We start from the raw sequence: 25,191 nt of genomic DNA, 5'->3' as shown, positions 1-25,191 counted from the left end.
CCAAATCCGCTCCCGGTGGGAGAAAGGCCGCCGAGTCATGACTGGGGGAATGGTCACACCCATGGTCGTCACGCCGACCCCGGCTGCCGGCTGCACTGCGTCACCCATCTCCCGGAACTGGCTTCTCATCCGTGTGGCTACCGCCACTACGGGACGTGACCGGGTGCACGACCGGCGGGTGGTGCGGATAAGGCTGACCGACCGGGACCGACGGCTCGTGGACGGCATGCCAGCCGAGTACGTGGAACTGCACGCGCAGCTGCTGGAGCCCTCGGAGGACCACACGAAGACCGTCGTCGCCGACGCGCTGCGGCTCCTGCTGGACAAGTCCGAGCAGTCCCGGCGCCACCCACCCGATCGGATCCGGCGGTTCTCAGCGGGGGACGGCGTCGAGGGCTTTGAAGATCCGCTTGTCGGAGACGGTGTAGCGGGTGCCGATGGTCTGGGCGAAGTAGCTCAGGCGTAGTTCCTCGATCATCCACCGCACCTCGTCCAGCTCGTCGTGCGGTTCGTCGGCGGGCAGGGCGGCGCGCAGGTCGCGGTACTCGGCGTGCACGGCGTGGACGCGGTCCATCCACTCCTGGTCGCGCTTCACGTTCTCGGTCAGCTTCTCCAGCCTCCGCGAGATCCCCTGCAGGTAGCGGTGCACGTCGGCGAGCCGGTCGGCGCCCGCCGACGTGGCGAAACCCTTGTGCACCAGCCCGGCGAGCTGGGCGCGGACGTCGGCCAGCGATTCCTCGAACACCGGGCCGCGCACGCCGTTGACGCGCAGTTCGACGTCCTGCGCGGCTTCGAGCACCTTGCGGACCTTGTGCACCACGTCGAACGTGGCCTCGCCCAGGCCCCGCCGCACGGTGTCGGTGAGCTTGGTGAACGCCGACTCGTCCCACACCGGTCCGCCGGCGTCACGCAGGAGCTTGTCGACGGCGGCGGAGATGCAGTCGGCGAGCAGCGGTGCGACGCCGCCGTGCGGGTTGCGGGTCAGGGCGAGCTTCTCGGCGTTGTTCAGGCCGCGTTGCAGGGTCTTGACCGGTGACGGCACGTTGAGCAGCAGCAGCCGGCGGGTGCCCCGCCACATGGCCTGCCGCTGCCGTCCCGGCGTGTCGAGGATTTCCACTGCGACCGTGTCGCCCTTGTCGACGAGCGCGGGGTACGCGGTGACGACGATGCCGGACTGGCGGCGCTGCACGGTGCGCGGCAGGTCGCCGATGGTCCACGTGGTGAGGCCGGTGCGGGCGAGGTTGCTCGCGGCGGCGGCCAGTGTTTCCCGCAGCTGCCCCTGGAGCTTGGCCTTCAACGCGGCGAGGTCCTTGCCGCGGGCCAGTTCGCGGTCGTCCTCGCCGACGATCCGGAACGTCAGCTTGAGGTGCTCGGGGACCTGGTCGAGCTGCCACTCTTCGCGGGGCACGACGACACCGGTCAGCCGGCGCAGTTCGCGTTCCAGCGCGGGCAGCAGGGGTTCGTCGGGGTCGATGCCGGTGAGGGCGGCGGCGGCGACGTCGGGCACGGGCACGAAGTTGCGGCGGACCGGTTTGGGCAGCGACCGGATGAGCGCGACGACGAGTTCCGTGCGCAGACCCGGCACCTGCCACGACAGCGAGTCGCCGGGCAGGGTGGTGAGCGCGGGCAGCGGCAGGTCGACGGTCACGCCGTCGACGGCCGTGCCGGGTTCGAACCGGTAGGTCAGCGGCAGGGTGAGGCCGCCGCGGCGCAGTTCGTCGGGGTAGGCGTCGGGGGTGACCGCGGCCCGGTCGTTGACCAGCATCGCCTTGTCGAACGTCAGCAGCTCCGGCTCGGTGTGGCGGGTCTTCTTCCACCACGTGTCGAAGTGCCGGACGGACACGACGTCGGCGGGCACGCGCTGGTCGTAGAAGTCGTAGACGGTCTCCTCGTCCACCACGATGTCGCGGCGGCGGGCCCGGTTCTCCAGCTCCTCGACCTCGGCGAGCAGTTCCCGGTTGCGGTGGAAGAATTTGTGGTGGGTGGTCCACTCCCCCTGCACCAGGGCGTGCCGGATGAACAGCTCGCGGGACAGCTCGGGGTCGATGCGCCCGTAGTTGACCTTGCGGGCGGCCACGATCGGCACCCCGTACAGCGTGACCTTCTCCATCGCGACGACGGAGCCGCGCTTGGCTTCCCAGTGGGGTTCGCTGTAGGTGCGCTTGACGAGGTGCCCGGCGAGGTTCTCGGCCCACTCGGGTTCGATCCGGGCGACGGTGCGGCCCCACAGCCGCGAGGTCTCCACGAGTTCGGCGGCCATGACCCACTGGGGTGGTTTGCGGAACAGCGCGGAGCCGGGGAAGATCGCGAACTTCGCGCTGCGGGCGCCCAGGTACTCGGTCGAGACCCGCTTGCCCGGATCGCGCTTCTTCGGCACGTCCTTGACACCGATGTGGGACAGCAGCCCGGACAGCAGCGAGATGTGCACGTTGCGCGGGTCGGCGGGCTCGTCGTTGACGTGCACGCCGAGGGTCTTCGCGACCTGCCGCAGCTGCTGGTAGATGTCCTGCCACTCGCGCACCCGCAGGTAGTTCAGGAACTCGGTGCGACACAGCCGGCGGAACTGGTTGGACGACAGCGCCTTCTGCTGCTCCCGCACGTGCTGCCACAGGTTGAGGAACGCGGTGAAGTCCGAGTCGGGGTCCTTGAACCGGCCGTGGAACTCGTCGGCGGCCTGCTGCTTGTCCGACGGGCGTTCGCGCGGGTCCTGGATGGACAGCGCGGCGGCGATGACCATGACCTCGCGGACGCAGCCGTTGCGGTCGGCCTCGATGACCATGCGCGCCAGGCGCGGGTCGACGGGCAGCTGGGCGAGCTTGCGGCCCAACGGCGTCAGCTGCTTCTCGGCGGGCAGCAACGCGCCCAGCTCCTGGAGCAGCTGCACGCCGTCGTTGATGTTGCGCGCCTCGGGCGGGTCGATGAACGGGAACGCGGCGATGTCGCCCAGCCCGATGGACGTCATCTGGAGGATCACGGAGGCGAGGTTGGTGCGCAGGATCTCCGGGTCGGTGAACTCGGGGCGAGCGTCGAAGTCGTCCTCGGCGTACAGGCGGATGCAGATGCCCTCGGACACCCGGCCGCAGCGGCCCTTGCGCTGGTTGGCCGACGCCTGCGAGACCGGTTCGATGGGCAGCCGCTGCACCTTGAGGCGGTGGCTGTAGCGGGAGATCCGGGCGGTGCCGGGGTCGACCACGTACTTGATGCCGGGCACGGTCAGCGACGTCTCGGCGACGTTCGTGGCGAGCACGACGCGGCGGGCGGTGTGCGGCTGGAACACGCGGTGCTGCTCGCCGAACGACAGCCGCGCGTACAGCGGCAGGATCTCGGTGTTGCGCAGGTCCAGGGCGGCGAGGGCGTCGGCGGTGTCGCGGATCTCCCGTTCGCCGGACAGGAACACCAGCACGTCGCCGGGCCCTTCGGCCTGCAGTTCGCGCACGGCGTCGCAGACGGCCTGGGTCTGGTCGCGGTCCGGGTCGGCGTCCGGGTCGTCGGGGTCGACGACGGGCCGGTAGCGGACCTCGACGGGGTAGGTGCGGCCGGAGACCTCGATGATCGGGGCGTCGCCGAAGTGGCGGGAGAACCGCTGCGGGTCGATGGTCGCCGAGGTGATGACGACCTTGAGGTCGGGCCGCTTCGGCAGGAGCTGCTTGAGGTAGCCGAGCAGGAAGTCGACGTTGAGGCTGCGCTCGTGCGCCTCGTCGATGATGATCGTGTCGTAGCGGGACAGCAGCCGGTCGGTCTGCAGCTCGGCCAGCAGGATGCCGTCGGTCATGAGCTTGACCAGGGTCTCGTCGCCGGACTGGTCGGAGAACCGGACCTTGTAGCCGATGGCGCTGCCCAGCTCGGTGCCCAGTTCGTGCGCGACGCGCTCGGCGACGGTGCGGGCGGCGAGGCGCCGGGGCTGGGTGTGGCCGATCTGGCCGAGCACGCCGCGACCGAGTTCGAGGCAGATCTTGGGCAGCTGGGTGGTCTTGCCGGAGCCGGTCTCGCCGGCCACGATCACGACCTGGTGGTCGCGGATGAGCGCGGCGATGTCGTCCTTGCGGGCGCTGACGGGCAGCTCGGCCGGATAGGTGATCTTCGGCACGGCCTCGCGGCGCAGCGCGACCCGCAGGCCGGCGGCCTCGACCTCGTCCTCGATCTCGGCGAGGACGGCCGCGCGGGCCTTGTCGTCGCGGACCTTGCGGGCACCGTCGAGCCGACGACTGAGCCTCCGCTGGTCCCGCGGCATCAGTTCGGACAGGCGTTCGCGCAGGTCAGCGTGCGACATCGGGTTCATTTGGGGTAAAGGATATCCGGGCGGGACGGGTGGGGCCGCCGATTATCCGGCGGGCAGGAGGGCGAGCTGGCGTGACTGGGCGACGAGCTGCCCGGTCGCGTCCCACAGTTCGACGTCCTCCTCGTGGTGGCCGCCCACGAGGTAGCGGGTCGTGACGCGGGCCGCCAGCCAGCCCGGAGCGGGCCGGGCGCGCACGTGGACGGTCAGCTCGACGGTGGTGGAGTCGGTCTCGCCGAGTTCGAGGACGGCGGGCGCGGCGGAGTCCACGAGCGACGCGAGGCTCGCGGTGTCGGCGGGGCGGCCGTCGGCGAACCGGATCCAGAACTCGGTGTGCGGGGTGCCCGTCGGGCGGCCCTGCGCCCAGCCGTGCGGCTTGGGCGCCCGCAGGTCGACGCGGTCGGCAACGGTGATGTCGGACCGGCTCAGGCCGCCGTGGACGTCGACGCACTCGTCGGGCGGCGGCAGGTCGGGCGCCTCGCCGAGCACGAGGGTGCGGCCGGTCGCGGCGCCGAGGTCGGCGTAGGACGCGACGACGCGCAGCACCTCGCGGTCGCCGCAGCTCAGGCGCGCTTCGCCGGTGGACAGCCTGCGGCCGGTGCGCACCACCTCGGTGTCGACGCGGACGGGGCCGACGACACCGGGCCGCAGGTAGTGCGCGCTGACCACGAGCGGGTCGGGGTGCGGCAGCACCTCGCCGAGCGCCCGCAGGCAGAACGCGACGAGGTAGCCGCCGTTGGGACGTCCGCCGGGGCCGCTCCACCGGTCGGTGAGGTGGGCGGCGAACCGCCCGTCCCCGGTCGGGTCGACCCGCGTGTCGAGGTCCCACTCATGCATGGGCATCACCCTAATGGGCGTTACCCGCCAGTAGCTCACGTGCCCCGTGCGGAGACTCACGTGCCCGTGCGGAGATCCGTCACCACCGTCTTCAGCTCGGCCATCAGCTGCCGGTGCAGACGCGGCCCGAAGCTGACCCGCGCCACACCCAGCTCGGCCGCGGTCGGCGGACCGGGGTCGTGGCCCACGTTCACCGGCCTGCCGCCGACGGCGCGCACGAACCGCGCGACGTCGGCGGCGGGCAGGGCGATCGGGAACACGCAGTCCGCACCGGCCTCGAAGTAGGCCAGCGCGCGCCGCACGCACTCGTCGAACGACTTGTCGCCGTGGATGTGCACGTCGACCCGGGCGTTGATCACCAGGTCCCGGTCGGCGGCGCGCACCGCGGCCAGGAAGTCGACCTGCTCCGCGACCTCGACCATGGCACCGGTGACGGGATCGGAGTCCTCCAGGTTGCAGCCGACCGCGCCCGCCTCGGCCAACCGCTCCACGATCCGCGCGGGCGGCAGGCCGTACCCCCGTTCGATGTCGGCGGTCACCGGCACGTCCACCGCCGACGCCACCCGGCGGACGGCGGCGAACGCCTCGTCGACCGGCATGCCGTGCCCGTCCGGGTAGCCGAGGGCGGCGGACACCGCGGCGCTGGCCGTGGCCACCACCGGGTGACCGGCGTCGGCGACGACCCGCGCGGACGCGGCGTCCCACACGTTCGGCAGCACCAGCGGATTCCCCGGCACGTGCAGCGCCCGCAGTGCCCTCGCCGCGGTCGCGTCGGATCTGCTCACATCGACTCCAGTCCCCCGTTGATCAACGCCGCCAGCCTACGGCTCGAGGTCCAGGGCCGCCCCGAAGTTCCCGTCCATGTAGAACGGCGTGGACGTGTGCTCGTGCGCGATGCGCCACACGCCGTCCACGTGCCGCAGGCACACCGTGGAGCGGAACCACAGGGTGAACGCCTCGGTGGCGCCCTGCGGGACGGCCGACATGCGGTTGAGGCTGTGGCAGAACGCGAGACCACCGTCCACCACGACCTCCAGGTCGCGCATCTCGTACTCCAGGCCGCCAGCGAACGACGCGAACCACGCGCGCATCGCCTCCGGGTCGGTCACCTCGGGCGCGGTGTGCTTGAGCGGCGGGGCCAGCGTGAACGTGACGGCGTCGGGCAGGTAGTCGGCGACGATGCGGTCGGCGTCACCCGTGCGCATCGCGGCGGCGCGCTCTTCGAGCAGGTCACGAACCCGGACGTGCTGGCTCATGGCGGTGTTCCTTCCCGGTGGGGCACCCCCGTCGGGTGCCTTCCACTGGTGACGTAGAAGCTGGCTGGGCATTCTCGACATCCCCGGGCCGGAGTTTTTTCGGAGGTTTCTGGTGAAGTACCTGGTCCTGATCTACAGCAACCCGGAGTCCCGCGCGATCTGGGACCGGATGGCGCAGCAGGACCGGGCGACCGGCCTGGAGGCCTACGCCGCGCTGAACGAGGAACTGGCCGCGTCGGGCGAACTGGTCGTCACCGAGGCGCTGGCGGACCCGTCCCGGACCACGCGGGTCACGGTGCGCGACGGACAGGCCCTGACCACCGACGGACCGTTCGCCGAGGCCAAGGAGCTGCTGGCCGGGTTCTACCTGGTCGAGTGCGAGACCCGGGAACGCGCCGTGGAGATCGCCGCCCGCGTCCCCGAAGCGCAGCTGGGCCTGGTGGAAGTGCGGCCCGTGCTGTCGTCGCTCGACGACTTCCTGCTGTGACCGGCACCGACACCGCGATCGGCCCGCTGCTGAGGGAACTCGCGCCGCAGGTCCTCGGCGCCCTCGTGCGCCACCACGGCGGGTTCGACGCCTGCGAGGACGCCGTGCAGGAGGCACTGCTCGCCGCAGCCACCCGCTGGCCCGCCGACGGCCTGCCGGACAACCCGAAAGGATGGCTCGTCACGGTCGCGTCGCGGCGGCGCATCGAGATGTGGCGCGCCGACACGGCACGCCGCCGCCGCGAGGAGACCTCCTTCGCCCTGACCGCCCCCGACCCGGAACCCGCGCCGGGCGTCGACGACACCCTGACCCTGCTCCTGCTGTGCTGCCACCCGTCGCTGACACCACCGTCGCGGGTGGCGCTGACCCTCCGCGCGGTCGGCGGCCTCACCACCGCGGAGATCGCCCGCGCGTTCCTGGTGCCCGAGGCGACGATCGCCCAGCGCATCAGCCGCGCCAAGCAGCGCGTCAAAGCCTCCGGCGCCCGGTTCCACCTCCCACCCGACGACGAACGCGCCGAACGCCTCGACGCCGTCCGCCACGTCCTCTACCTCGTCTTCACCGAGGGCCACACCGCCAGCTCCGGCGACCACCTGCACCGGGTCGACCTCTCCGGCGAGGCGATCCGACTCGCCCGCGAACTCCACACCCGCCTGCCCCACGACGGCGAAGCGGCCGGACTGCTCGCGCTGATGCTCCTCACCGACGCCCGCAGACCCGCACGCACCCGCCCCGACGGCGCACTCGTGCCACTCGCCGAGCAGGACCGCACCCGCTGGGACGCCGACATGATCGCCGAAGGCACCCGGCTCGTGCGCCACGCGCTGACCGCCACCGCGATCGGCCCCTACCAGCTCCAAGCGGCCATCGCCGCCGTGCACGCCGAGGCCCGCGACGCCGCCGACACCGACTGGCGGCAGATCCTCGCCCTCTACGACCTCCTGCACACCGCCGCGCCCGGCCCCATGGTCGCCCTCAACCGGATCATCGCCGCCGCGATGGTGCACGGCCCCGCCGTCGGCCTGGCCCGACTGGACGACGCGGCGACCGACCCAGCCCTCGCCGGGCACCACCGGGTCGACGCCGTGCGCGCACACCTGCTCGACCTCGCCGGCGACCACGAGACGGCCCGCGAGCACTACGCCCGCGCCGCCCGCACCACCCTCAGCCTCCCCGAACGCCACTACCTCGAAGCCCGCGCACGAGCGGACCGACCCGGCTAGGGGTCGTGCTGTTGCGCCGCACAAGCCGCCGTTCGGCGGCTGGCGAATCGGCACCGAGCCCGATGAGCTTGACCACGCGATGAGTCGGGGGACCCATCGAGGGGGAGTTGGCTTGTTCCGACCTGTGCCGGTGCCCGCGCTGCCGCCCAGCACCGCACTGGCCGACCTGGCGACCGCGGGCGACCACCACGCGTGGCTCGCGGGCACCACCGGCGTGTTCACCAGCCGTCCCTCCGCACCCCTGGTGCTGAGCTGGACCGGCGAGACCTGGCGCGAGGAGCGGCTGCCCGACCTGCCGGCCGCGGCGAGCCTGTCCGGCGTGGCCGCCACCGCACCCGACGACGTGTGGGCCGTCGGCAACAGCGCCGGCCGACCGCTCGTGCTGCACTTCGACGGCACGGCCTGGCACACCGTCGACACTCCGCCCATCAGGTGGGCCAAAGCGGTCGCCGCCGTCACCACGAACGACGTCCACGTGGTCGGCACCGGCCGCGACGCCCTGCACTTCGACGGCACCGCCTGGCACCTGCGCACCGCGCTGTCCTCGGCCCGCGAAGGACTGCAGACCATCACCGCCACCGCACCCGACGACGTGTGGGCCGGCGGCGGCGGACTCGCCGGAGCCGGCGCGGCCACCTACGAGTACCCCGTCCTCACCCGCTGGGACGGCGACACCTGGACCGACGTCACCGGACCGAGGCTCGAACGCGGCCACATCGCCCGACTCGCCGCCGCCGCACCACACGACCTGTGGCTCGGCCACGTCCGCGACACCGAAGGACTCCGCGTGCACCACTGGGACGGCGACACCTGGACCGCCGTGCCACCACCCGACGACACCGGCCGCCTCAGCCTCCACGGCGTCGCCGCCGGCTGGACCTGGGGCGTGCGCGCCACCCGCAACTCCTTCGAGGCCAGACCCGCGTTCCACCGCCGGACCGGCGACACCTGGACCGCCGTGCAACTGCCCGACGACCTCGCCCGCACCTCCGCCTCCCACGTCGGCCTCGCCACCACCGGGTCCACGACCTGGGCCTACCTCAAAACCGCCGCCGGCGTCCACGTCCTGCGCCACACTGAAGCGTGACCTTCCGCCTCACCGTCCTGGGCACCGCCACGCCCTACCCTCGCCCCGGCAACCCCTGCTCCGGGTACCTGCTGCGCACCGAGCACACCGCCGTGTGGGTCGACGCCGGCCCCGGCACGCTCGCCGAACTGCAACGCCACCACCGGCCCGACCTGCTCGACGCCGTCTGGATCTCCCACACCCACGCCGACCACGCCGCAGACCTCCTGCCCTACTACTACGCACTGCTGTTCGCCGGACAACAGCCCCACAGACCCATCCCGCTCTACGGCCCACCCGGCCTCGCCGACCGACTGGAGACGTTCCTCGCCGGCGCCGACCACAACCCGGCCGCCGCCGCCTTCGACGTCCACGAACTCCACGACGGCCACCACGCCGAGATCGGCGACCTCACCCTCGCCAGCCACGCCGTCGACCACGGCCTGCCCGCGTTCGGCCTGCGCGCCACCCACGCCGACCGGGTCATCGCCTACTCCGGAGACACCGGACCCTGCGCCGCCCTCGACGCCCTCGCCGACGACGCGGACCTCCTGCTGTGCGAAGCCGACGGCACCGGACCGCACCACTGCACCCCCGAAGACGCCGCCGCCGCGGGCCGCCGCGCCAAACGACTCCTGCTGACCCACGTCGGCCACACCCTCACCAACGCCGAAGCCGCCGAACGCGCCCGCGCCCCCATCGCACGACCGGGTGAAACCGTGGTGATCAAGTAGAGCGCGTCACCCCCGCGCCCACGACCGACAGGTGCCGCGCCAACGCCACCACCATGCCCGCCACGACCACCATAGGCCCCACCACCTGCGCCACCGTCGCCACGACGATCGGCGAACCCGGCAACGCCACCACCGCCAGCAACACCACCGTCCCCGCCACCCACGACACCGTGATCGCCTTGCGCGCGCCCAGCGCGATCAACGCCGGCTGCACCGCCTGCGCCGTCATCAGGAGGATCGTCCCCACCCCCAACGCACCCAGCAGCCATGACGACAACTCCGCCTCCGCGCCGAAGAACACCCGCACCGCCCACGGACCCGCCAGCGCCGACCCCACCGCACCCACCACGCCCACCACCAGCACCGCCACGGTGATCCGGCGCAACACCGACCGCACCGCGCCGAGATCACCGCGCGTCGCCGCCTCCGTCAACCCCGGCAGCAGCAACGCCTGCACCGGCGAGAACACGAACAACGGCACCCGCACCAGGATGAACGCCGACGAGAACGCCAACGCCAACGCCGCGTCCCCCGGCAACCGCGCCGTCACCACGATCGGCGCCACATTCGCCACCGCCTGCACCAGCAAACCCGCCATCACCAGCAGCGCCAGGCTGTCCACCCGCTCCGGCCCCGCCACCGCGACCGGTCCACCACCCGCCACCGCGACCGGCCGCGCCCGCAACCACACCAACCCCGCCAGGACACCGACGACCGTCCCCAACGCGAACGTCATCCCGAACAACCCCGCGCCCGCCACACCCGCCACTGCCACCGCGACCGCACCCACCAACCGCGCCGCACCCTCACCGGCCAACGTCGCCGCATATCCGGTGAACCGCCGCATCCCGCCCAGCACGCCACGCGCCAGGTACACGGCCGTCGACGTCACCACACCGACCACCACGGCCGCGAACAACGACCACGACCCCTTCAACGACCGCTCCACCAACACCGGCGACACCAACGCCAACGCGCCCACCACCACGGCAGACAGCACCAGGGCCTCGCGCACCACCCGGCGCAGCGCACCGCCCGCCCGCTCACCCCGCGCCAACGCCCGCGACGTCGCATGGCTCGCGTGCTGCTCCACCGCCGTCAACGTCCCCGGCCCCACGATGTTCGCCAACAGGTAGAACGACGCCACCGCCGCCGCCTCCGCCGCGGGCAGCGAATGACCCGCCACGGCAACGAACGCGTACCCCGACGCACCCAGGACCAACGTGCCCAACCCCATGACCAGGGCAGGACTCACCCGACGCGGGGGCATGATGTCTGCGCTCACCGCGCACACAGTAGGCTCCCCCGTCGCCACCTCCTGACAGCTGTGTCCCGGCGCTCGGGTGGATCGACGAGGAGCAGCGCGCAAGGCGAAAGGCAGTGGCCAACGGATGGACGTCCCACCGCACAGCACCAGCACTGGTCGTACCGGCTGACATGGACGGCATCGACATCATGCTCCCCCACTACGGGGACAGCGCGTACCTCAAGACCGCGGTGAACAGCGTCATCGCCCAAGACGACGACGACTGGCACCTCACCGTCGTGGACGACACCGACACCGACGACGACACCCTCCGCGACTGGTTCCGCTCCCTGCACGACCACCGCGTCCACTACCAGCGCAACGACCACAACCTCGGCATCAACGGCAACTTCCAGAAGTGCCTCGCCCTCGCCGAGCGCGACTGGCTCGTGATCATGGGTTCGGACGACGCGCTGCTGCCCGGCTACATCAGCACCATCCGCCGCACCGCCCGGCACTTCCCGCACGCCGACGTCATCCAACCCGGCGTCGAAGTCATCGACAGCGCCGACCGCGTCGTCCGCCCCCTGACCGACCGCGTCAAACGCAGCCTCTACGCGCCCAGCGCCACCCCCGCCCGGACGATGTCCGGCGAAGACCTCGTCGTCAGCCTCCTGCGCGGCAACTGGACCTACTTCCCGTCCCTGTGCTGGCGCCGCACGTCCCTCAAGGGCCTCGGCTTCCGCCCCGGTCTCGCCGTCGTCCTCGACCTCGCCCTCATGCTCGACCTCCTCGAACGCGGCGGACAGCTCGCCGTCGTCCCCGACGTCTGCTTCCGCTACCGCCGCCACGACGCCAGCGTCTCGTCCTCCCTGGCCTCCCACGGCCGCCGGTTCACCGAGGAACGCGACTTCTTCCTCGGCGTCGCCGACCACATGACCGCCATCGGGTGGCACCGGGCCGCCCAAGCCGCCCGCCGGCACCTCTCCTCCCGGCTCCACGCCCTCCTGCTGCTGCCCGGAACCATCACCTCCGGACACCGCGCCAGCGCCAAAGCCCTCGCCCGCCACGCATTCGGTACCACCAAACCCGTGAGGAAGTGATCGACGGTGCTGTCGACCGCGCCAGAACAACCGCCGCGGACCAGCCCCGAGCACCCGTCCCCGCCGCCCACCACACCACGACGCCGAGGCGTGCTCTTCGCCGCCGAAGCCGCCGTGTCCCTGGCCGCCGCGGGACTCATGGTGCTCCTCGCCCGCGGCGTCGACGTCAACCCGCTCGACCGGATCGGCCAGATCAGCGGCCTCGCCGCCCTCCAACTCCGGTACGCGCTCATCGCCGCGATCCTGCTCGTCCTCGCCGTGGTCACCGCCCGCATCCGCTGGGCCGCGCACGCGCCCCTCGTGCGCAGGCTCGCCGCCGCAGCCGCCGCGGGACTGTTCAGCGGCCTCGTCGCGGGCGCCGTCGTCATCGCCCTGCGCGGCACCTCATGGGGGCTCAACGCCGTCTACGGCGACTCGGGCAACCTCATCCGCTGGACGCACGGCCTGATCCAGACCGGCTCCTTCACCGCCGACTACCCACCCGGGTGGCTCCACGCCCTGGCCTGGTACTCCCAGCTCACCGACACCCCGCCCGAGTACAGCCTCCGGATTCTCCAGATCGTCGGCACCGCACTGTTCGGGCCCATCGCCTACCTCAGCTGGCGACTCATGCTGACCCCGCTGTGGGCGCTCGTCCTCGGCGTCATCCCCGCCGTGGCGCTGGTCGACCCCTACAAGCCCTACACCAACATCATGCTGGTGGCGCTCATCCCGCTCCTGCTCACCCTGCTCCGCAGGCTGCGCCGCGCCGCCGACACCCCCTGGCGCACCATCGTCCTGCACGGCGTCGGCATCGGCGCCGCCCTCGGCGTCGTGTTCCTGATCTACTCCGGCTGGTTCGTCTGGTCCGCACCCGGCGTGTTCCTCGCCGCCATCGTCCTGTTCCCGTGGCGCACCGGCTGGCGCAAGGGCCTCGCCCTCGTCGCGATCACCGCCGCCGTCTTCGTCGCCATCGCCCACCGCCACCTCTTCGGGATGCTGCGCGCCTCCGGCTCGGTCAAGGACCGCTTCTTCTACTGGGACACCTGGGTCGAGCCCACCTACATCGCCATGTGGCGCGGCGACCTGCCCGGCGCGAACCCTGGACCGTGGCCGCCACCCGGCGAACTCGGCGGCGTCGGGCTGTTCACCGTCCTCGCCCTCGTCGGCCTGGCCGCCGCCATCGCCGTCGCCCGCACCAGCACCGTCGTCATCACCCTGACCGCGGTCTTCGGCGGCGCCTGGCTCCTGCGCTTCTACTTCGGCGCCCAGATGTACGCCGCCGACGCCGTCCAGCTCTACCCCCGCAGCACCGTCGAACTCTTCTACTGCCTGCTGCTGCTGACCGGGTTCGCCGGCTACTTCGGCTTGCGCCGCGTCCAAGGCATCACCCGCGTCCGCACCGCCCTCGCCTCACCTTCGCTCGCCCTCGGCGTGCTCACCGCGCTGTTCCTGTTCCTCGCCTCGTCCGGCTCGTCCATCGGCGACCGGTTCATGCCCCGCACCGACAACTCCCCCGGCAGCCTCTCGCTCCACGCCCAGCTGATCGAACTGCTCGACGGCAGCTGCCCCGCGTACGCCGCGACCCTCGGCGGCTGCTTCGACCACGACGACCCGCGCCTGCACGAGCTCGTGAACGAACTGCGCGACCGGGGACCGAAACCCGGCGAACTGCCACACCCGCCCACCGGGCACTGACAACACCCACGAAACACCCGCGTACTGCTCGGGGCTGTCGGCACGTGCCGACAGCCCCGAGCAGTACGCGCCAAATACGAAGATCACACGACGGAGTGAATTCGAGCTGCTCCGCCGGCCGCTCCACGACAACCAACCCGGCTGAGCCACCACCACCCCGCCGGCCACCCGTTCTGCCTCTGAACCCACACCCGAAACCGCAGTTACCACGGACCGCACCCATGCACAAGACATCCCCACCAGGCCCGCACCGACCACCGCGCCGCACCCGATAGGCTTCGGCGCCGCCACCACCGAAGCAGTCTCAGCACCGCCACGGGTGGCCGATCCAGGGGTCAGCTGTCCATCGCCGGGCGAAGGTGTGTCGACAACGTGTGCACTGAAAACCAAACCGAGCACGACAACGCACGACCGGCCGGACCGGTGAACACCACCGCGGAGTGGTCGCCATGCAGCTGACCCCCGCGGACCCGCACACCACCACCCCCGGCCCCACCGGCCCGCAGCACACACCGGCTCAGACCGGCACCGACCAGAGCCCGACCACCCTGAGCACAGCCGACCAGGTCACCGTCCCCGACCTCGCACCCGTGCGCCGCGGCCCACGACGCCGCGCGCTGCTCATCGCCGCCGAGGTCGTCGCCTCCACCGGCGCCGCCGGCCTCATGGTGCTGCACGCCCACGGCGTCGACGTCGACCCGCTCGACCGCATCGGCCAGATCAGCGGCCTCGCCGCGCTCCAATCCCGCTTCGCGCTCATCGCCGTCATCGCGACGGTCCTCGTCATCCTCACCGCCCGCGTCCGCTGGCGCGCCTACGCACCCGTCGTGGAACGCATCGCCGCCGCCACCGCCGCCGGCCTCTTCAGCGGACTCGTCGCCGGTGCCGTCGTGGTCGCCCTCGACGGCACCTCCTACGGCCTGCACGCCACCTTCGGCGACTCCGGCGCCCTCACCGCCATCGCCCACTACATCGAGCAGCACGGCACCATGGAAGCCAACTACCCGCCCGGCTTCCCCCACATCCTCGCCTGGACCTCCCAGCTCACCGGCCAACCACCCGAGTACGCGCTCAAGGCCCTGCACATCGGCATCACCGCCCTGTTCGGGCCGATCGCCTACCTCACCTGGCGACGCCTGCTCTCCCCGCTGTGGGCACTCGGCCTGGGCATCGTCCCCGCCCTGCCGCTGATCGACCCCTACAAGCCCTACACCAACCTGATGCTGGTCGTGCTGATCCCGGTGTTGCTGCTCCTGCTGCGCCGACTGCGCGGGATCACCACCCGCACCACCCGCCAAGTCCTGCTCTCCGGAGTCGCGTTCGGCGCGACGCTCGGCGTGGTGTTCCTGATCTACTCCGGCTGGTTCGTCTGGTCCGCACCCGGCTTCATCGTCGCCGCCCTGGTCCTCTGCCCCTGGCGCACCGGGTGGCGGAAGGCGCTGCTGCTCGTCGGCGTCACGTCCGCCGTGTTCGTCGTCGTCACCGCACGACACCTCTACGGCCTGCTGCTGGCGTCCAGCTCCATCAAGGACACCTACTTCTACTGGGACACCTGGGTCGAGCCCGCCTACATCGCCATGTGGCGCGGCGACCTGCCCGGCATGGACCCCGGCCCCTGGCCGCCGCCCGGCGAACTCGGCGGCGTCGGCCTGTTCACGCTCCTCGCCGTCGTCGGCCTGGGCTTCGCGATCGCGGTGGCCCGGCAGCGCAGCGCGGTGATCATGCTGGTGTCGGTGTTCGTCGGCGCGTGGATGCTGCGGTTCCACTTCGGCTCCAAGATGTACGCCGAGCAGGCCGTCCAGCTCTACCCGCGCAGCACCGCCGAACTGCTCTACTGCCTGCTGCTGCTGACCGGGTTCGCCGTGCACTACGAAGTCCGCCGCCGCATGGCGGCCGGCCCGTCACCGCGCGCCGGTGGCCAGATCACGGGGACGCGGATCGTCGGGTCCCGGTCGGCGGCCATCGGCGCGCTCACCGCGCTGCTCGTCGTGCTGGCATCCGCCGGATCGGCGATCGGCGACCGGTACATGCCGCGCACGGACAACTCGCCGGGACTCCTGGCGATGAACGCCCAGATGACGCAACTGCTCGACGGCAGCTGCTCCCGGTACGCGATCGAGTTCGGCCGGGGCTGCTACGCCGAGGGCGACCAGGCGTACTTCCACCTGCTGCGCGAACTCCAGCAGGCCGGGCCGAAGGTCGGCGAGCTGCACCGCCGGTGACGTGTCGTCATGCGGGCGGCGGGTCCGACCCGATCGCCCGCATGACGGAGTCCAGCACGCCCGGGAACCGCCGCTCCATCTCCTCGCGCCGCAGTTCGTGCGTGCGGTAGCTGCCCTGCGGCGTCACACGGAGCACGCCGGCCTCGCGGAGGACCTTCAGGTGGTGCGAGAGCGTCGACATGCCGACCGGCACGTCGAACTGCCCACAGACGATCCCGCCGGACCGCGCGAGTTCGGCGACGATCTTCAGTCGGACGGGGTCCGCGAGCGCGCTGAGCACCGTCGCGAGGTCGATGTCCTCCGCAGCGGGGTGTTGTAGAGCGCGCACGACTTCGCATAGTAGCCGCCACGGATTAGTGGCTCTTTAGTCAACACTGAAGCTATATAACCACTCGAAAGTGTTAGGGTGATCTCGTGACCCTGCCCGAGCCGGTGCGTGCCGAACTCGACCGCGTCACGCACACGGTCCTCGTCGACCACGCCGCACTGGAGCAGGTCCGCCGCCGGTTCGACGACGAGCAGGCCGCCTCGCTCTCCGGGTACCTGCGGGCCGCCCAGTCCCCGAACACCCTGCGCGCCTACCGCTCCGACTGGGTCGGCTGGGCGGCGTGGTGCGAGGCCGAGGGACGCGTGGCGCTGCCCGCCGACCCGGTCGACGTCGCGGTCTACCTGGCGGTGGCGGCGGACGCGGTGAAAGCCGACGGCTCCCCCGCGTTCGGTCCGTCCACCTTGGAGCGCAAGGCCGCCGCGATCGCCGCGGTGCACGCCGCCGGCGGCCTACCCTCCCCCACCCGCTCGGACGTCGTCCGGCTGACGCTGCGCGGCATCCGCCGCACCCGGCAGGCGCAGCCCAGGCGCAAGCGGCCGGTGCTGCTGGGGACGCTGGAGGCGTTGCTGGCGGAACGCCCCCCACCGGGGTGGCCGACGGGCGTGGCGCGCCGCCGGGACGCACTGCTGCTGCTGGTCGGGTTCGCGGGCGCGTTGCGGCGCAGCGAACTGGCCGCCGTGGCGCTGGAGGACGTCACCGTGGACGTGGACCCGCGCACGCACGAGCCGCTGCTGCTGGTCGAGTTGGGCGTCACGAAGACCGACCAGACCGGCGCGCACCGGCAGCGGGTGGTGCTCCCCCGCGGCGCCCGGCGGCCCACGTGCCCGGTGTGCTCGTTCGCCGACTGGGTGGACGTGCTGACCGCGCCGGACCGGCGGGCGTTCCTGGAGGACGAGGGCGACCCGCAGCCGACGCACCGCTGCCACGACTACCGGCCGGGTCCGTTGCGCGGCCCGTTGTTCCCGTCGGTGACGCGGCACGGCGGCATCGGCGCGCGGTCGATGTCGGACCGGGCCGTGTCGGACGTGGTGAAGCGGTACGCGCTGCGCGCGGGCCTGGACCCGGCGATGTTCGGCGGGCACTCGCTGCGGGCCGGGTTCGCGACGCAGGCGGCGCTGGGCGGTGCGAGCGACCGGGAGATCATGCGGCAGGGCCGCTGGACGAACCCGCGGACCGTGCACCGGTACATCAGGACGGCGAACCCGTTGGAGGACAACGCCGTCACCCGCCTCGGACTGTGATCAAGGGCGCACAGCGCGTCGTTAACTTCTAACACGCGCGGTCCTTCCGGGCGGAACCGAACGGTCTAGCCGGTTAGGGCACCCGATCGCTTGCCACGGTTGTTTCCGCGGCGTTTCCACATGCTCTGAGCTGCGGTTTCAAGCGCTTTCCGGTGCCAGGGCGGCAATCTGACCTGCACCCGCCCGAGTGGCGGCTCCGGGTGCCCACCCCTCGGGAGGGCATTTACCTGCGCGTTAACGCCAATACGATCGTCCCACGAGGCCGCCCGCCCCGGCCGAACGCACCGTGGCCCCCGGACTACCCTGCACTGTCCGGGGGCCACGCGATGCTCCAGTTCCCTGCTCCCGGCCCGGTGTTCCCGGCCCGGGTGCTCTCAGGCTCCGGTGGTGCCGCCCACGACGGCGTCGGAGGACAGCGGCTCGGCCGCTTTGTCCTCCGCGGGCGCGGGCACGAGCGCGGACAGGTCCCCGCCGTTGTCGTTGACGCGCAGCACGAACGGCCGCGTCTCCGTGTACTGCACGACCGACACGGACGCCGGGTCGACCACGATGCGCTGGAACCCGTCGAGGTGGACGCCGAGCGCGTCCGCGAGCACCGCCTTGATCACGTCGCCGTGGCTGCACGCCAGCCACACGGCGCGAGGACCGTGCTCGGCGGTGATCCGGGCGTCGTGCGCCCTGATGGCGGCCACAGCACGCGCTTGGAGGGCGGCGAGGCCTTCTCCCTCGGGGAACACCGCCGCGGACGGGTGCTGCTGCACGACCGTCCACAGCGGTTCGCCGACGAGGTCCTTGATCGCGCGCCCGGTCCACTGGCCGTAGTCGACCTCGACGATGTCCGGTTCGACGGTCGCTTCGAGGCCGCGTTCGGCCAGCAGCGGCGCCAAGGTCTGCGCGCAGCGTTCCAGCGGAGACGTCACCACGGCCTGGAGGGGAACTCCGGCGAGCCGTCGGACCAGGTCCGCGGCCTGGTCCTCGCCACGCTCGGACAGCCGAACGCCGGTTTGCCGGCCCGCGAGGACGCCCGATCCGTTGGCGGTGGACCGGGCGTGTCGCAACAGGATCACGGTAGCCACGGGACCAACCCTATGTGGGGTTGAGCAGACCCATCGACAGCAGCCCCATCAGCGTGATGCCGAGCAGCAGCCGGTACCACACGAACGCCGAGTAGCTGTGCTTCGAGACGTACCGCAGCAGCCAGGCGATCGTGGCGTAGCCGACCCCGAACGCGACGATCGTGGCGACGATCATCTGCGGCACGGACGCGGCGTTGGAGCCGGACCGGTCGAGCACGTCGGGGATGCTGAAGATCCCGGCACCGAACACCGCCGGCAGCGCCAGCAGGAACGAGTAGCGCGCGGCGGCGGCGCGGTCCAGGCCGAGGAACAGGCCCGCGGTGAGCGTGCCGCCGGAGCGGGACACGCCGGGGATCAGCGCCAGGGCCTGGGCGAGGCCCATGCCGACGGCGTCGGTGAGCTTCAGCTTGGACCGCAGGTGCTGGGCGAAGTGGTCGGCGACGCCGAGCAGGATGCCGAACACCACCAGCACCGTCGCGGTGATCCACAGGTTCCGGAACGAGGACCGGATCTCGTCCTTGAACAGGTAGCCCAGCACGCTGATCGGGATGGACCCGATGATGACGTACCAGGCCATCCGGTAGTCCTCGGTCTTGCGCGCGGCCTTGCTGAACAGGCCGACGAACCACGCTTTGATGAAGTTGCCGATGTCCTTGGCGAAGTAGATCAGCACCGCGACTTCGGTGCCCAGCTGGATGACCGCGGTGAACGACGCGCCCGCGTCGTTGCCGAAGAACAGTGTGCTGACGATCCTGACGTGCGCCGACGAGGAAATGGGCAGGAATTCCGTGAGTCCCTGGACTAGTCCTAGGACAAGGGCCTGCAACCAGCTCAACTACCCACTCCTGCCAGATCCAGAGCTTCGGTCGCCGTGCGGAGCGCGGCGATCCCCTGCTCAAGATCTTGCAGCATGGGTGAAAGCGTCAGTGTGGTGACCCCTGCTTCGGCGTAGGCGCGCATGCCCTCGGCGATGCGCTCCTTCGGGCCGAGCAGCGAAGTGGCGTCGAGGAATTCGAGCGGTAGGGCCGCCATCGCGCCCGCGTAGTCCTTGGCGAGGTACTTGTCCTGCACCTCGGCGGCTTCGGCGGCGAAGCCCATGCGGACGGCGTTGTCGTTGTAGAAGTTCTTCTGCCGGCTGCCCATGCCGCCGACGTACAGGGCCGCGTACGGCCGGGCGTGGTCGGCGCAGGCGCGCCAGTCGTCGCCGACGAACATCGGCACGGTGGCGGCGATGTCGAACCCGTCGAGGGTCTTGCCCGCCTTCTCGCGGCCAGCCTTGAGGGACGCGAGGGCGTCGCCGGAGTGCTCGGGCGACAGGAACAGCGCGAGCCAGCCGTCGCCGATCTCGCCCGCGAGCTCGACGTTCTTCGGGCCGACGGCGGCGAGGTAGACGGGGATGTGCTCGCGCACCGGGTGCACGGTGAGGGTGAGGGCCTTGCCGGGGCCGTCGGGCAGCGGCAGCGTGTAGTGCTCGCCCTCGTAGCGCAGCCGGTCGCGGCGCAGGGCGGCGCGCACGATGTCGACGTACTCGCGGGTGCGGCCCAGCGGCTTGTCGAACCGCACGCCGTGCCAGCCCTCCGACACCTGCGGCCCGGACACGCCGAGGCCGAGGCGGAACCGGCCGCCGGACAGCGAGTCGAGGGTGGCTGCGGTCATCGCGGTCATCGCCGGTGTCCGCGCCGGGATCTGGAGGATCGCGCTGCCGACGTCGACGCGTTCGGTCTGCGCGGCCACCCAGGCCAGGACCGTGGGTGCGTCGGAGCCGTAGGCCTCGGCGGCCCACACCACCGAAAAGCCCAGTCGGTCGGCTTCCCTGGCCAGTTCGAGGTTCGCGGCGTCGTTGCCCGCGCCCCAGTACCCGAGGTTCAGTCCCAGTCGCACGAACCGGGACCCTACCGCTCGGTAACCTGGTTGGCCAGGGCGACCCGCAAGCCCCGCACCCCGGCACCGGGGAGATTCGCCCTTGACAAATGCGCGTCACGACCCGCCGGAATTTCGATCACCCCTTAGGCTCCCCGGCGTGGAACAGCGATACCTCGGCCGCAGCGGACTGCGGGTCTCCCGGATGGCCCTGGGCACGATGACGTGGGGCAGGGACACCGACGCGGACGAGGCGGCCACCCAGCTGCTCGCGTTCACGGAGGCGGGCGGCACGCTGGTGGACACCGCCGACGTGTACGTGGAGGGCGAGAGCGAGCGCATCCTGGGCGGCCTGCTGGGCGAGGTGGTGCCGCGCGAGGACGTCGTGATCGCGACGAAGGCGGTGGCGCGGCGCAACGACGGACCGTTCGGCGGCGGCGCATCGCGGGGCGCGCTGCTGCACGCGCTGGACGGCTCGCTGCGACGCCTGGGCGTGGAGCACGTGGACCTGTGGCAGCTGCACGCGTGGGACGTGAACGTGCCGCTGGAGGAGACGCTGTCGGCGTTGGACACGGCGGTGGCGTCGGGCCGGGTCCGGTACGCGGGGGTGTCGAACTACTCGGGCTGGCAGCTGGGCACGGCGGCGGCGCTGCCGGGGCACACGCCGCTGGTGTCGACGCAGGTGGAGTACTCGCTGCTGGAACGCGGCGTGGAGCGCGAGGTGGTGCCCGCGGCGGAACACCACGGGGTCGGGCTGCTGCCGTGGGCGCCGTTGGGGCGGGGCGTGCTGACCGGGAAGTACCGCAACGGCACGCCGTCGGACTCCAGGGGCGCGTCGGCGCACTTCGCCGGGTACGTGGAGCAGCACCGCACGGAGCGGGCGGCGCGGATCGTGCAGGCGGTGGCGACGGCGGCGGACGGGTTGGGCACGAACGCGCTGTGCGTGGCGCTGGCGTGGGTGCGGGACAGGCCGGGCGTGGTGGCGCCGGTGGTGGGTGCGCGGGACACCGTGCAGCTGCTGGGGTCGCTGGCGGCGGAGGAATTGACGCTGCCGCCCGCCATTCGCGCAGCGTTGGACGACGTGAGCGCGGTGGAATTCGGTTACCCCGAACGGCCGCTCGGCTGATTCGGGTCGACCGGTGCGACGGTTTCTATTTTGTCCGAATGAATCCCCCTTGGGCGAATCGTCACTATCTGTGATTGCCCGTGTGATTTGCGTGACGCCACATCACCCGTAAGGCCGATCCGGGTCTACTTTCTGTCGGTGCGTGAATTAGGAGACGAGCCGACCGCGGTGACGCGGCGTCGGCTGTTCGGCATCACGGCAGGGACCGCGGCGGGGACGTTCATCGCCGCCGGAGCACCCACCCCGGCGTCCGCCCAGAGCCCGACCAGGCGCAGTCCGGTCGGGCCTCGCGAGGCCACGTCCCTCGACGCGGAAGGCGCGTGGCGCAAGCTCGCCGAGGGCAACCACCGGTTCGTCACCGGGCACCAGACCCACCCGCACGAGTCGCTGCGGTGGCGGGACTCGCTGGTCGAGGGCCAGCACCCGTTCGCGGTGATCCTGGGGTGCGCGGACTCGCGGGTGCCGCCGGAGCTCGTGTTCGACCACGGGCTGGGCGACCTGTTCACCATCCGCACGGCGGGCGAGGTGCTGGACAACAGCGTGCTGGGCAGCATCGAGTACGGGGTCGAGCACCTGGGCATCCCGCTGGTGGTGGTGCTGGGGCACGCGAAGTGCGGCGCCGTGTCGGCGACGGTCGACGTGGTGCGCGGCCGGGCGCAGGTGTCCGGTGACGTGAGCGTGCTGGTGCGCTCGATCGAGCCCGCGGTGCTGTCCACGCCGCCGGACGCGGACGAGGCCCGCTTCCTCGCCGCTGCGGTGGACAACCAGGCGCGGCGGGTGGCGTCGTTGATGCAGGAGCGGTCGGTGACGCTGCGGACCGCGGTGGCGCACCACGGCCTGAAGATCGTCGCCGCCAGCTACCAGCTCGACACGGGCGCGGTGACCCGCCTGACGTGACCTGACCGCGTGGTCAGCCGGTCGTCTCGTCGACCAGCCGGAACCAGTGGCGCACCCCGCCGAGCTGGTCCTCCAGCCAGGTGGCGATGTCGGCGGCGAGGTCCATCGCGCGATGGGTGCGGACGTGGCCGGCGAGGTGGTCGGCCACGTCCTGGACGCGACGCACCGGGGGCGGGTGGTTGCCCGCGAACGGGACGGTGAGGCCGAGTTCGTCGGCGAGCCGATCGGTGACCTCGTGCAGGAACAGCACCAGCAGCACCGCGCCGACCAGGCACGGCTCGTGCGCGTCGAGGTCACGCGGACCGAGGTCGTCCAGGGTGTGCAGCATGATCACGGCGGCGATGCGGTCGGCCTCGTGCTCACGGGGCCAGCCGACGGACCGGGCGTCGAGCGCGCCGACGGGTGTGTCGGGGTCGGTGCGGCGCCGGGCGTGGACGAGGTGCCCGGCGAGCAGGTGCGCGAGTTCGTGGGCGAGCACGAACTGGGTGGCGCGGCGGGCCAGCAGGCCGGCCAGGGCGAGGCGTTGGCCGGACAGCTCGGGCAGCCGCCGCGCCTGGACCGCGCCGTTGCCGTAGAAGTGGGCGTTGAACGCCTCGGCCAGCGCGTAGGACGCCTGGTCCGAGGTCAGCAGGGGCGGTGTGCCGTAGGTCGGCGACGTCCCGGTCATGATCTTCAGCACGGTGTCGAGCAGGTCCAGCAGGGACGCGTCGACCAGGACGAGGATGCCGCTGCCGGGCACGGGGACGGTGAGCCCGTCGAGGGTGCCGGTGGGGAACACGCCCGCGAAGACCGGTGTGTCGACGGGCAGCCCGGCGGCCCGGGTCAGGTGCAGCACCTCGGGTTGCAGGGCGTCCAGCGTGCGCTGCCGGTCGTGCAGGTGCGCGGCCCGGTAGGCGGCGGGCCGGACGCGGACCTCGGCCAGGCGGGCGAGCCGGGAGGGCAGCGGTTCGGCGGCCACCCTGGTCCACGTGTGGTAGCGCGGTGCGGTGTCGGCCGGGTGCGCCCGCGGGTCGAGGTGGTCGACCACCCGCCGGTCCCGCAGCAGCCGGACGTGCCTGCTCCGCAAGTCCTCGATCGTCATCGCGCCGCCTTCCCTCACCGGGGATGGTGGCCGCAACGGGGCGGTCCGGGTGGGCGGAGCGCGACTACCACCCTCCCAGACCAACGACAACACCCGCCCCCCTGCGTGACGATGGTGGTTCGGTGATGGATGCTGGGAGGGCAGTGAGCGAACGGGTTAACGGGGAGGTCCGACGTTGCGCCGACTCGCGGTGGTAGTGCTCACCGGAGCCGTGCTGGTCTCCGGTTGTGCGGCCGAGGAGAACCCGGCCGACCCGTTGCAGCTGGCCGCGACGTTGGAGCCGGCCCGGCCGGAGGTGTCGCCGGAGCAGTCCGCGACGCCGGAGGGCCGGGTGCTGCCGCTGGGGCGGGCGACGTCGGTCGCGGTGGCCGGCGGGCGCGTCGCGGTGGCGTTGACCGATCCCCCGTCGGTGGCCCTGTACCCCGTGGACCTGTCCGGTGAGCCGGTCGTGGTGCCGCTTCCCGGCCCGGCGGAACGCCTCGTGGCCGTGGGTGACGCGGTGGAGGCGGTGGTGCCGTCCGGTGTCGTCGTGACGATCAGGCCGGACGGGTCGACGTCGCAGCGCGCGGTCGAGGGCGGCCCGGTGGACGTGGCCCGGGTCGACGGCGCGACGCTGGTGGCGCAGCGGGACCTGAAGCAGGTGGCGGTCGACGGGCGCGTCGTGAGCGGCATCTCCAGCCCGGACCGGCTGGTCGCGGTGGGCGACGCGGCGGTGGTGCTGGACCGGCCGCGCAGCGCGGTGTTCGACCTCGACCCGGCGGCGGAGAGCCCCGGTGCGGGGCTGCGCGCGGGCGAGGGCGCGACGAACGCGGTCGCCGACCGGTTCGGCCGGGTGTTCGTGGTGGACACGCGCGGCGGCGAGCTGATGGCGTTCTCCACCGCACCCCTGATCATGAGGTTGCGCTACCCGTTGCCGGGAGCGCCGTACGGGATGGCCTACGACGAGGCGCGGGACCTGGTGTGGATCACCCTCACCGGGCGCAACGAGGTCGTGGGGTTCGACGTCGCCGGTGGCGAGCCGGTGGAGGAGCACCGGTTCGCCACGGTCCGCCAGCCGGACTCGGTGGCGGTCGATCCAGGCAGCGGGCGCGTGTTCGTCGCGTCCGGGGACGGCCGAGGGATGCAGGTGATCGGATGATGGGCGATGGGCCGGGTGACGGGGTGGCGGTCGACGGGGACTGGGAGTACCGGCCGCTGCGGCTGCCGGCCGGTGTCTCCCGTCGCACGGCGACGACGCAGCTGACGATCCACGCCGAGTTCGCCGGGTGGGAGCTGTCGCGGACGTTGCTGTTCGGGGACGGTTCGCGCAAGGTCTGGCTGCGCCGCAAGCGGACGGCCGCCGTGATGCCGGGCGTGATCACCTAGACGCGGGTTCCGCGCCGGTCCGTCACCGCCGCGCCGCCCAAGCCCCGAACCGACCACCACAGGTGTGGTACCACACCTGTGGTGAAGCGG

General features: G+C 72.0%; 22 protein-coding genes. 12 read left to right on the top strand and 10 right to left on the bottom strand.

Translation table 11 applies throughout. The features are described 5' to 3' along the window. Nucleotides 1-373: 373 nt before the first annotated feature. From hrpA to OQ02_RS19395, 4 genes are read right to left on the bottom strand one after another with little or no spacing between them, the layout of a single operon-like run. On the bottom strand, nt 374-4,279 hold the full coding sequence (gene hrpA, locus OQ02_RS19410; RefSeq protein ID WP_033439877.1) for an ATP-dependent RNA helicase HrpA: 3,906 nt from the start codon (nt 4,277-4,279) through the stop codon (nt 374-376). A gap of 42 nt (nt 4,280-4,321) precedes the next feature. Beyond that, nucleotides 4,322-5,113, bottom strand: a complete 792-nt coding sequence (locus OQ02_RS19405; protein ID WP_197043398.1) for a thioesterase family protein — start codon at nt 5,111-5,113, stop codon at nt 4,322-4,324. Nucleotides 5,114-5,169: 56 nt separating this feature from the next. Beyond that, entirely contained in the window at nt 5,170-5,898 is a 729-nt protein-coding gene (locus OQ02_RS19400; RefSeq protein ID WP_033439875.1) for an isocitrate lyase/PEP mutase family protein, read from the bottom strand. A gap of 36 nt (nt 5,899-5,934) precedes the next feature. Beyond that, nucleotides 5,935-6,369, bottom strand: coding sequence for a YybH family protein (locus tag OQ02_RS19395; RefSeq protein WP_033439874.1), 435 nt, complete (start codon nt 6,367-6,369; stop codon nt 5,935-5,937). Nucleotides 6,370-6,481: 112 nt separating this feature from the next. On the opposite strand from OQ02_RS19395, the gene OQ02_RS19390 reads away from it, so the two are divergent. The 4 genes from OQ02_RS19390 (at nt 6,482) to OQ02_RS19375 (ending at nt 9,879) form a co-directional block, all read left to right on the top strand. Beyond that, on the top strand, nt 6,482-6,856 hold the full coding sequence (locus OQ02_RS19390) for a YciI family protein (protein WP_033439873.1): 375 nt from the start codon (nt 6,482-6,484) through the stop codon (nt 6,854-6,856). Further along, a complete protein-coding gene (locus OQ02_RS19385; RefSeq protein WP_033439872.1) occupies nt 6,853-8,079 on the top strand; it encodes an RNA polymerase sigma factor in 1,227 nt (408 codons plus the stop codon). The genes OQ02_RS19390 and OQ02_RS19385 overlap by 4 nt, the downstream gene beginning before the upstream one ends. A 112-nt stretch (nt 8,080-8,191) precedes the next feature. Continuing rightward, nucleotides 8,192-9,166 (top strand): hypothetical protein, encoded by a 975-nt coding sequence (locus OQ02_RS19380; RefSeq protein WP_156077144.1) that lies wholly within the window; start codon nt 8,192-8,194, stop codon nt 9,164-9,166. Next, on the top strand, nt 9,163-9,879 hold the full coding sequence (locus OQ02_RS19375) for an MBL fold metallo-hydrolase (protein ID WP_033439870.1): 717 nt from the start codon (nt 9,163-9,165) through the stop codon (nt 9,877-9,879). The genes OQ02_RS19380 and OQ02_RS19375 overlap by 4 nt, the downstream gene beginning before the upstream one ends. On the opposite strand, the gene OQ02_RS41090 is transcribed toward OQ02_RS19375, so the two are convergent. Continuing rightward, nucleotides 9,872-11,164, bottom strand: coding sequence for a hypothetical protein (locus OQ02_RS41090; RefSeq protein WP_156077143.1), 1,293 nt, complete (start codon nt 11,162-11,164; stop codon nt 9,872-9,874). The genes OQ02_RS19375 and OQ02_RS41090 overlap by 8 nt on opposite strands. A gap of 152 nt (nt 11,165-11,316) precedes the next feature. On the opposite strand from OQ02_RS41090, the gene OQ02_RS19365 reads away from it, so the two are divergent. The 3 genes from OQ02_RS19365 to OQ02_RS19355 all read left to right on the top strand — a co-directional run bounded on the left by OQ02_RS19365 (nt 11,317) and on the right by OQ02_RS19355 (nt 16,127). Then, nucleotides 11,317-12,228 carry a glycosyltransferase family 2 protein gene (locus OQ02_RS19365; protein WP_033439869.1) on the top strand — a complete coding sequence of 304 codons (912 nt, stop codon included), beginning with the start codon at nt 11,317-11,319 and terminating at the stop codon, nt 12,226-12,228. 90 nt (nt 12,229-12,318) lie between these two features. After that, nucleotides 12,319-13,905 carry a hypothetical protein gene (locus tag OQ02_RS19360; RefSeq protein ID WP_033439868.1) on the top strand — a complete coding sequence of 529 codons (1,587 nt, stop codon included), beginning with the start codon at nt 12,319-12,321 and terminating at the stop codon, nt 13,903-13,905. Between the two features lie 449 nt (nt 13,906-14,354). Next, entirely contained in the window at nt 14,355-16,127 is a 1,773-nt protein-coding gene (locus OQ02_RS19355) for a hypothetical protein (RefSeq protein WP_156077142.1), read from the top strand. A gap of 7 nt (nt 16,128-16,134) precedes the next feature. On the opposite strand, the gene OQ02_RS19350 is transcribed toward OQ02_RS19355, so the two are convergent. Then, entirely contained in the window at nt 16,135-16,455 is a 321-nt protein-coding gene (locus OQ02_RS19350) for an ArsR/SmtB family transcription factor (RefSeq protein ID WP_033439866.1), read from the bottom strand. Nucleotides 16,456-16,541: 86 nt separating this feature from the next. Here OQ02_RS19350 and OQ02_RS19345 point away from each other — a divergent pair, with 86 nt between their 5' ends. After that, the gene (locus OQ02_RS19345) at nt 16,542-17,696 is read left to right on the top strand and encodes a site-specific integrase (RefSeq protein ID WP_033439865.1); all 1,155 of its coding nucleotides are present in this window, start codon (nt 16,542-16,544) and stop codon (nt 17,694-17,696) included. Between the two features lie 374 nt (nt 17,697-18,070). Here the strand turns inward: OQ02_RS19345 and OQ02_RS19340 are convergent, their stop codons facing one another. Genes OQ02_RS19340 through OQ02_RS19330 form a run of 3 tightly spaced genes read right to left on the bottom strand, consistent with a single transcriptional unit; the run spans nt 18,071 to nt 20,653 of the window. Further along, on the bottom strand, nt 18,071-18,772 hold the full coding sequence (locus OQ02_RS19340) for a histidine phosphatase family protein (RefSeq protein WP_033439864.1): 702 nt from the start codon (nt 18,770-18,772) through the stop codon (nt 18,071-18,073). Between the two features lie 10 nt (nt 18,773-18,782). Next, nucleotides 18,783-19,607 (bottom strand): undecaprenyl-diphosphate phosphatase, encoded by an 825-nt coding sequence (locus OQ02_RS19335; protein WP_033439863.1) that lies wholly within the window; start codon nt 19,605-19,607, stop codon nt 18,783-18,785. Then, nucleotides 19,604-20,653, bottom strand: a complete 1,050-nt coding sequence (locus tag OQ02_RS19330) for an LLM class F420-dependent oxidoreductase (protein WP_033439862.1) — start codon at nt 20,651-20,653, stop codon at nt 19,604-19,606. Before OQ02_RS19330 ends, OQ02_RS19335 begins: the two co-directional genes overlap by 4 nt. Before the next feature lie 139 nt (nt 20,654-20,792). On the opposite strand from OQ02_RS19330, the gene OQ02_RS19325 reads away from it, so the two are divergent. Together OQ02_RS19325 and OQ02_RS19320 are read left to right on the top strand one after the other, a co-directional pair. Beyond that, the gene (locus OQ02_RS19325; RefSeq protein WP_033439861.1) at nt 20,793-21,758 is read left to right on the top strand and encodes an aldo/keto reductase; all 966 of its coding nucleotides are present in this window, start codon (nt 20,793-20,795) and stop codon (nt 21,756-21,758) included. 138 nt (nt 21,759-21,896) lie between these two features. Continuing rightward, entirely contained in the window at nt 21,897-22,655 is a 759-nt protein-coding gene (locus OQ02_RS19320; protein WP_033439860.1) for a carbonic anhydrase, read from the top strand. A gap of 13 nt (nt 22,656-22,668) precedes the next feature. Here the strand turns inward: OQ02_RS19320 and OQ02_RS19315 are convergent, their stop codons facing one another. Further along, nucleotides 22,669-23,736, bottom strand: coding sequence for a hypothetical protein (locus OQ02_RS19315; protein ID WP_156077141.1), 1,068 nt, complete (start codon nt 23,734-23,736; stop codon nt 22,669-22,671). 175 nt (nt 23,737-23,911) lie between these two features. On the opposite strand from OQ02_RS19315, the gene OQ02_RS19310 reads away from it, so the two are divergent. After that, a complete protein-coding gene (locus OQ02_RS19310; protein WP_033439858.1) occupies nt 23,912-24,874 on the top strand; it encodes a YncE family protein in 963 nt (320 codons plus the stop codon). Next, entirely contained in the window at nt 24,874-25,101 is a 228-nt protein-coding gene (locus tag OQ02_RS19305) for a DUF5703 family protein (protein ID WP_156077160.1), read from the top strand. Before OQ02_RS19310 ends, OQ02_RS19305 begins: the two co-directional genes overlap by 1 nt. Nucleotides 25,102-25,191 lie beyond the last annotated feature (90 nt).

The sequence above is a fragment of the Saccharothrix sp. NRRL B-16314 genome (assembly GCF_000716595.1).
Classification (GTDB): Bacteria; Actinomycetota; Actinomycetes; order Mycobacteriales; family Pseudonocardiaceae; genus Actinosynnema.
The sequence above is the reverse complement of the archived record's forward strand: the minus strand, read 5'-3'. Positions and strand labels throughout refer to the sequence as shown.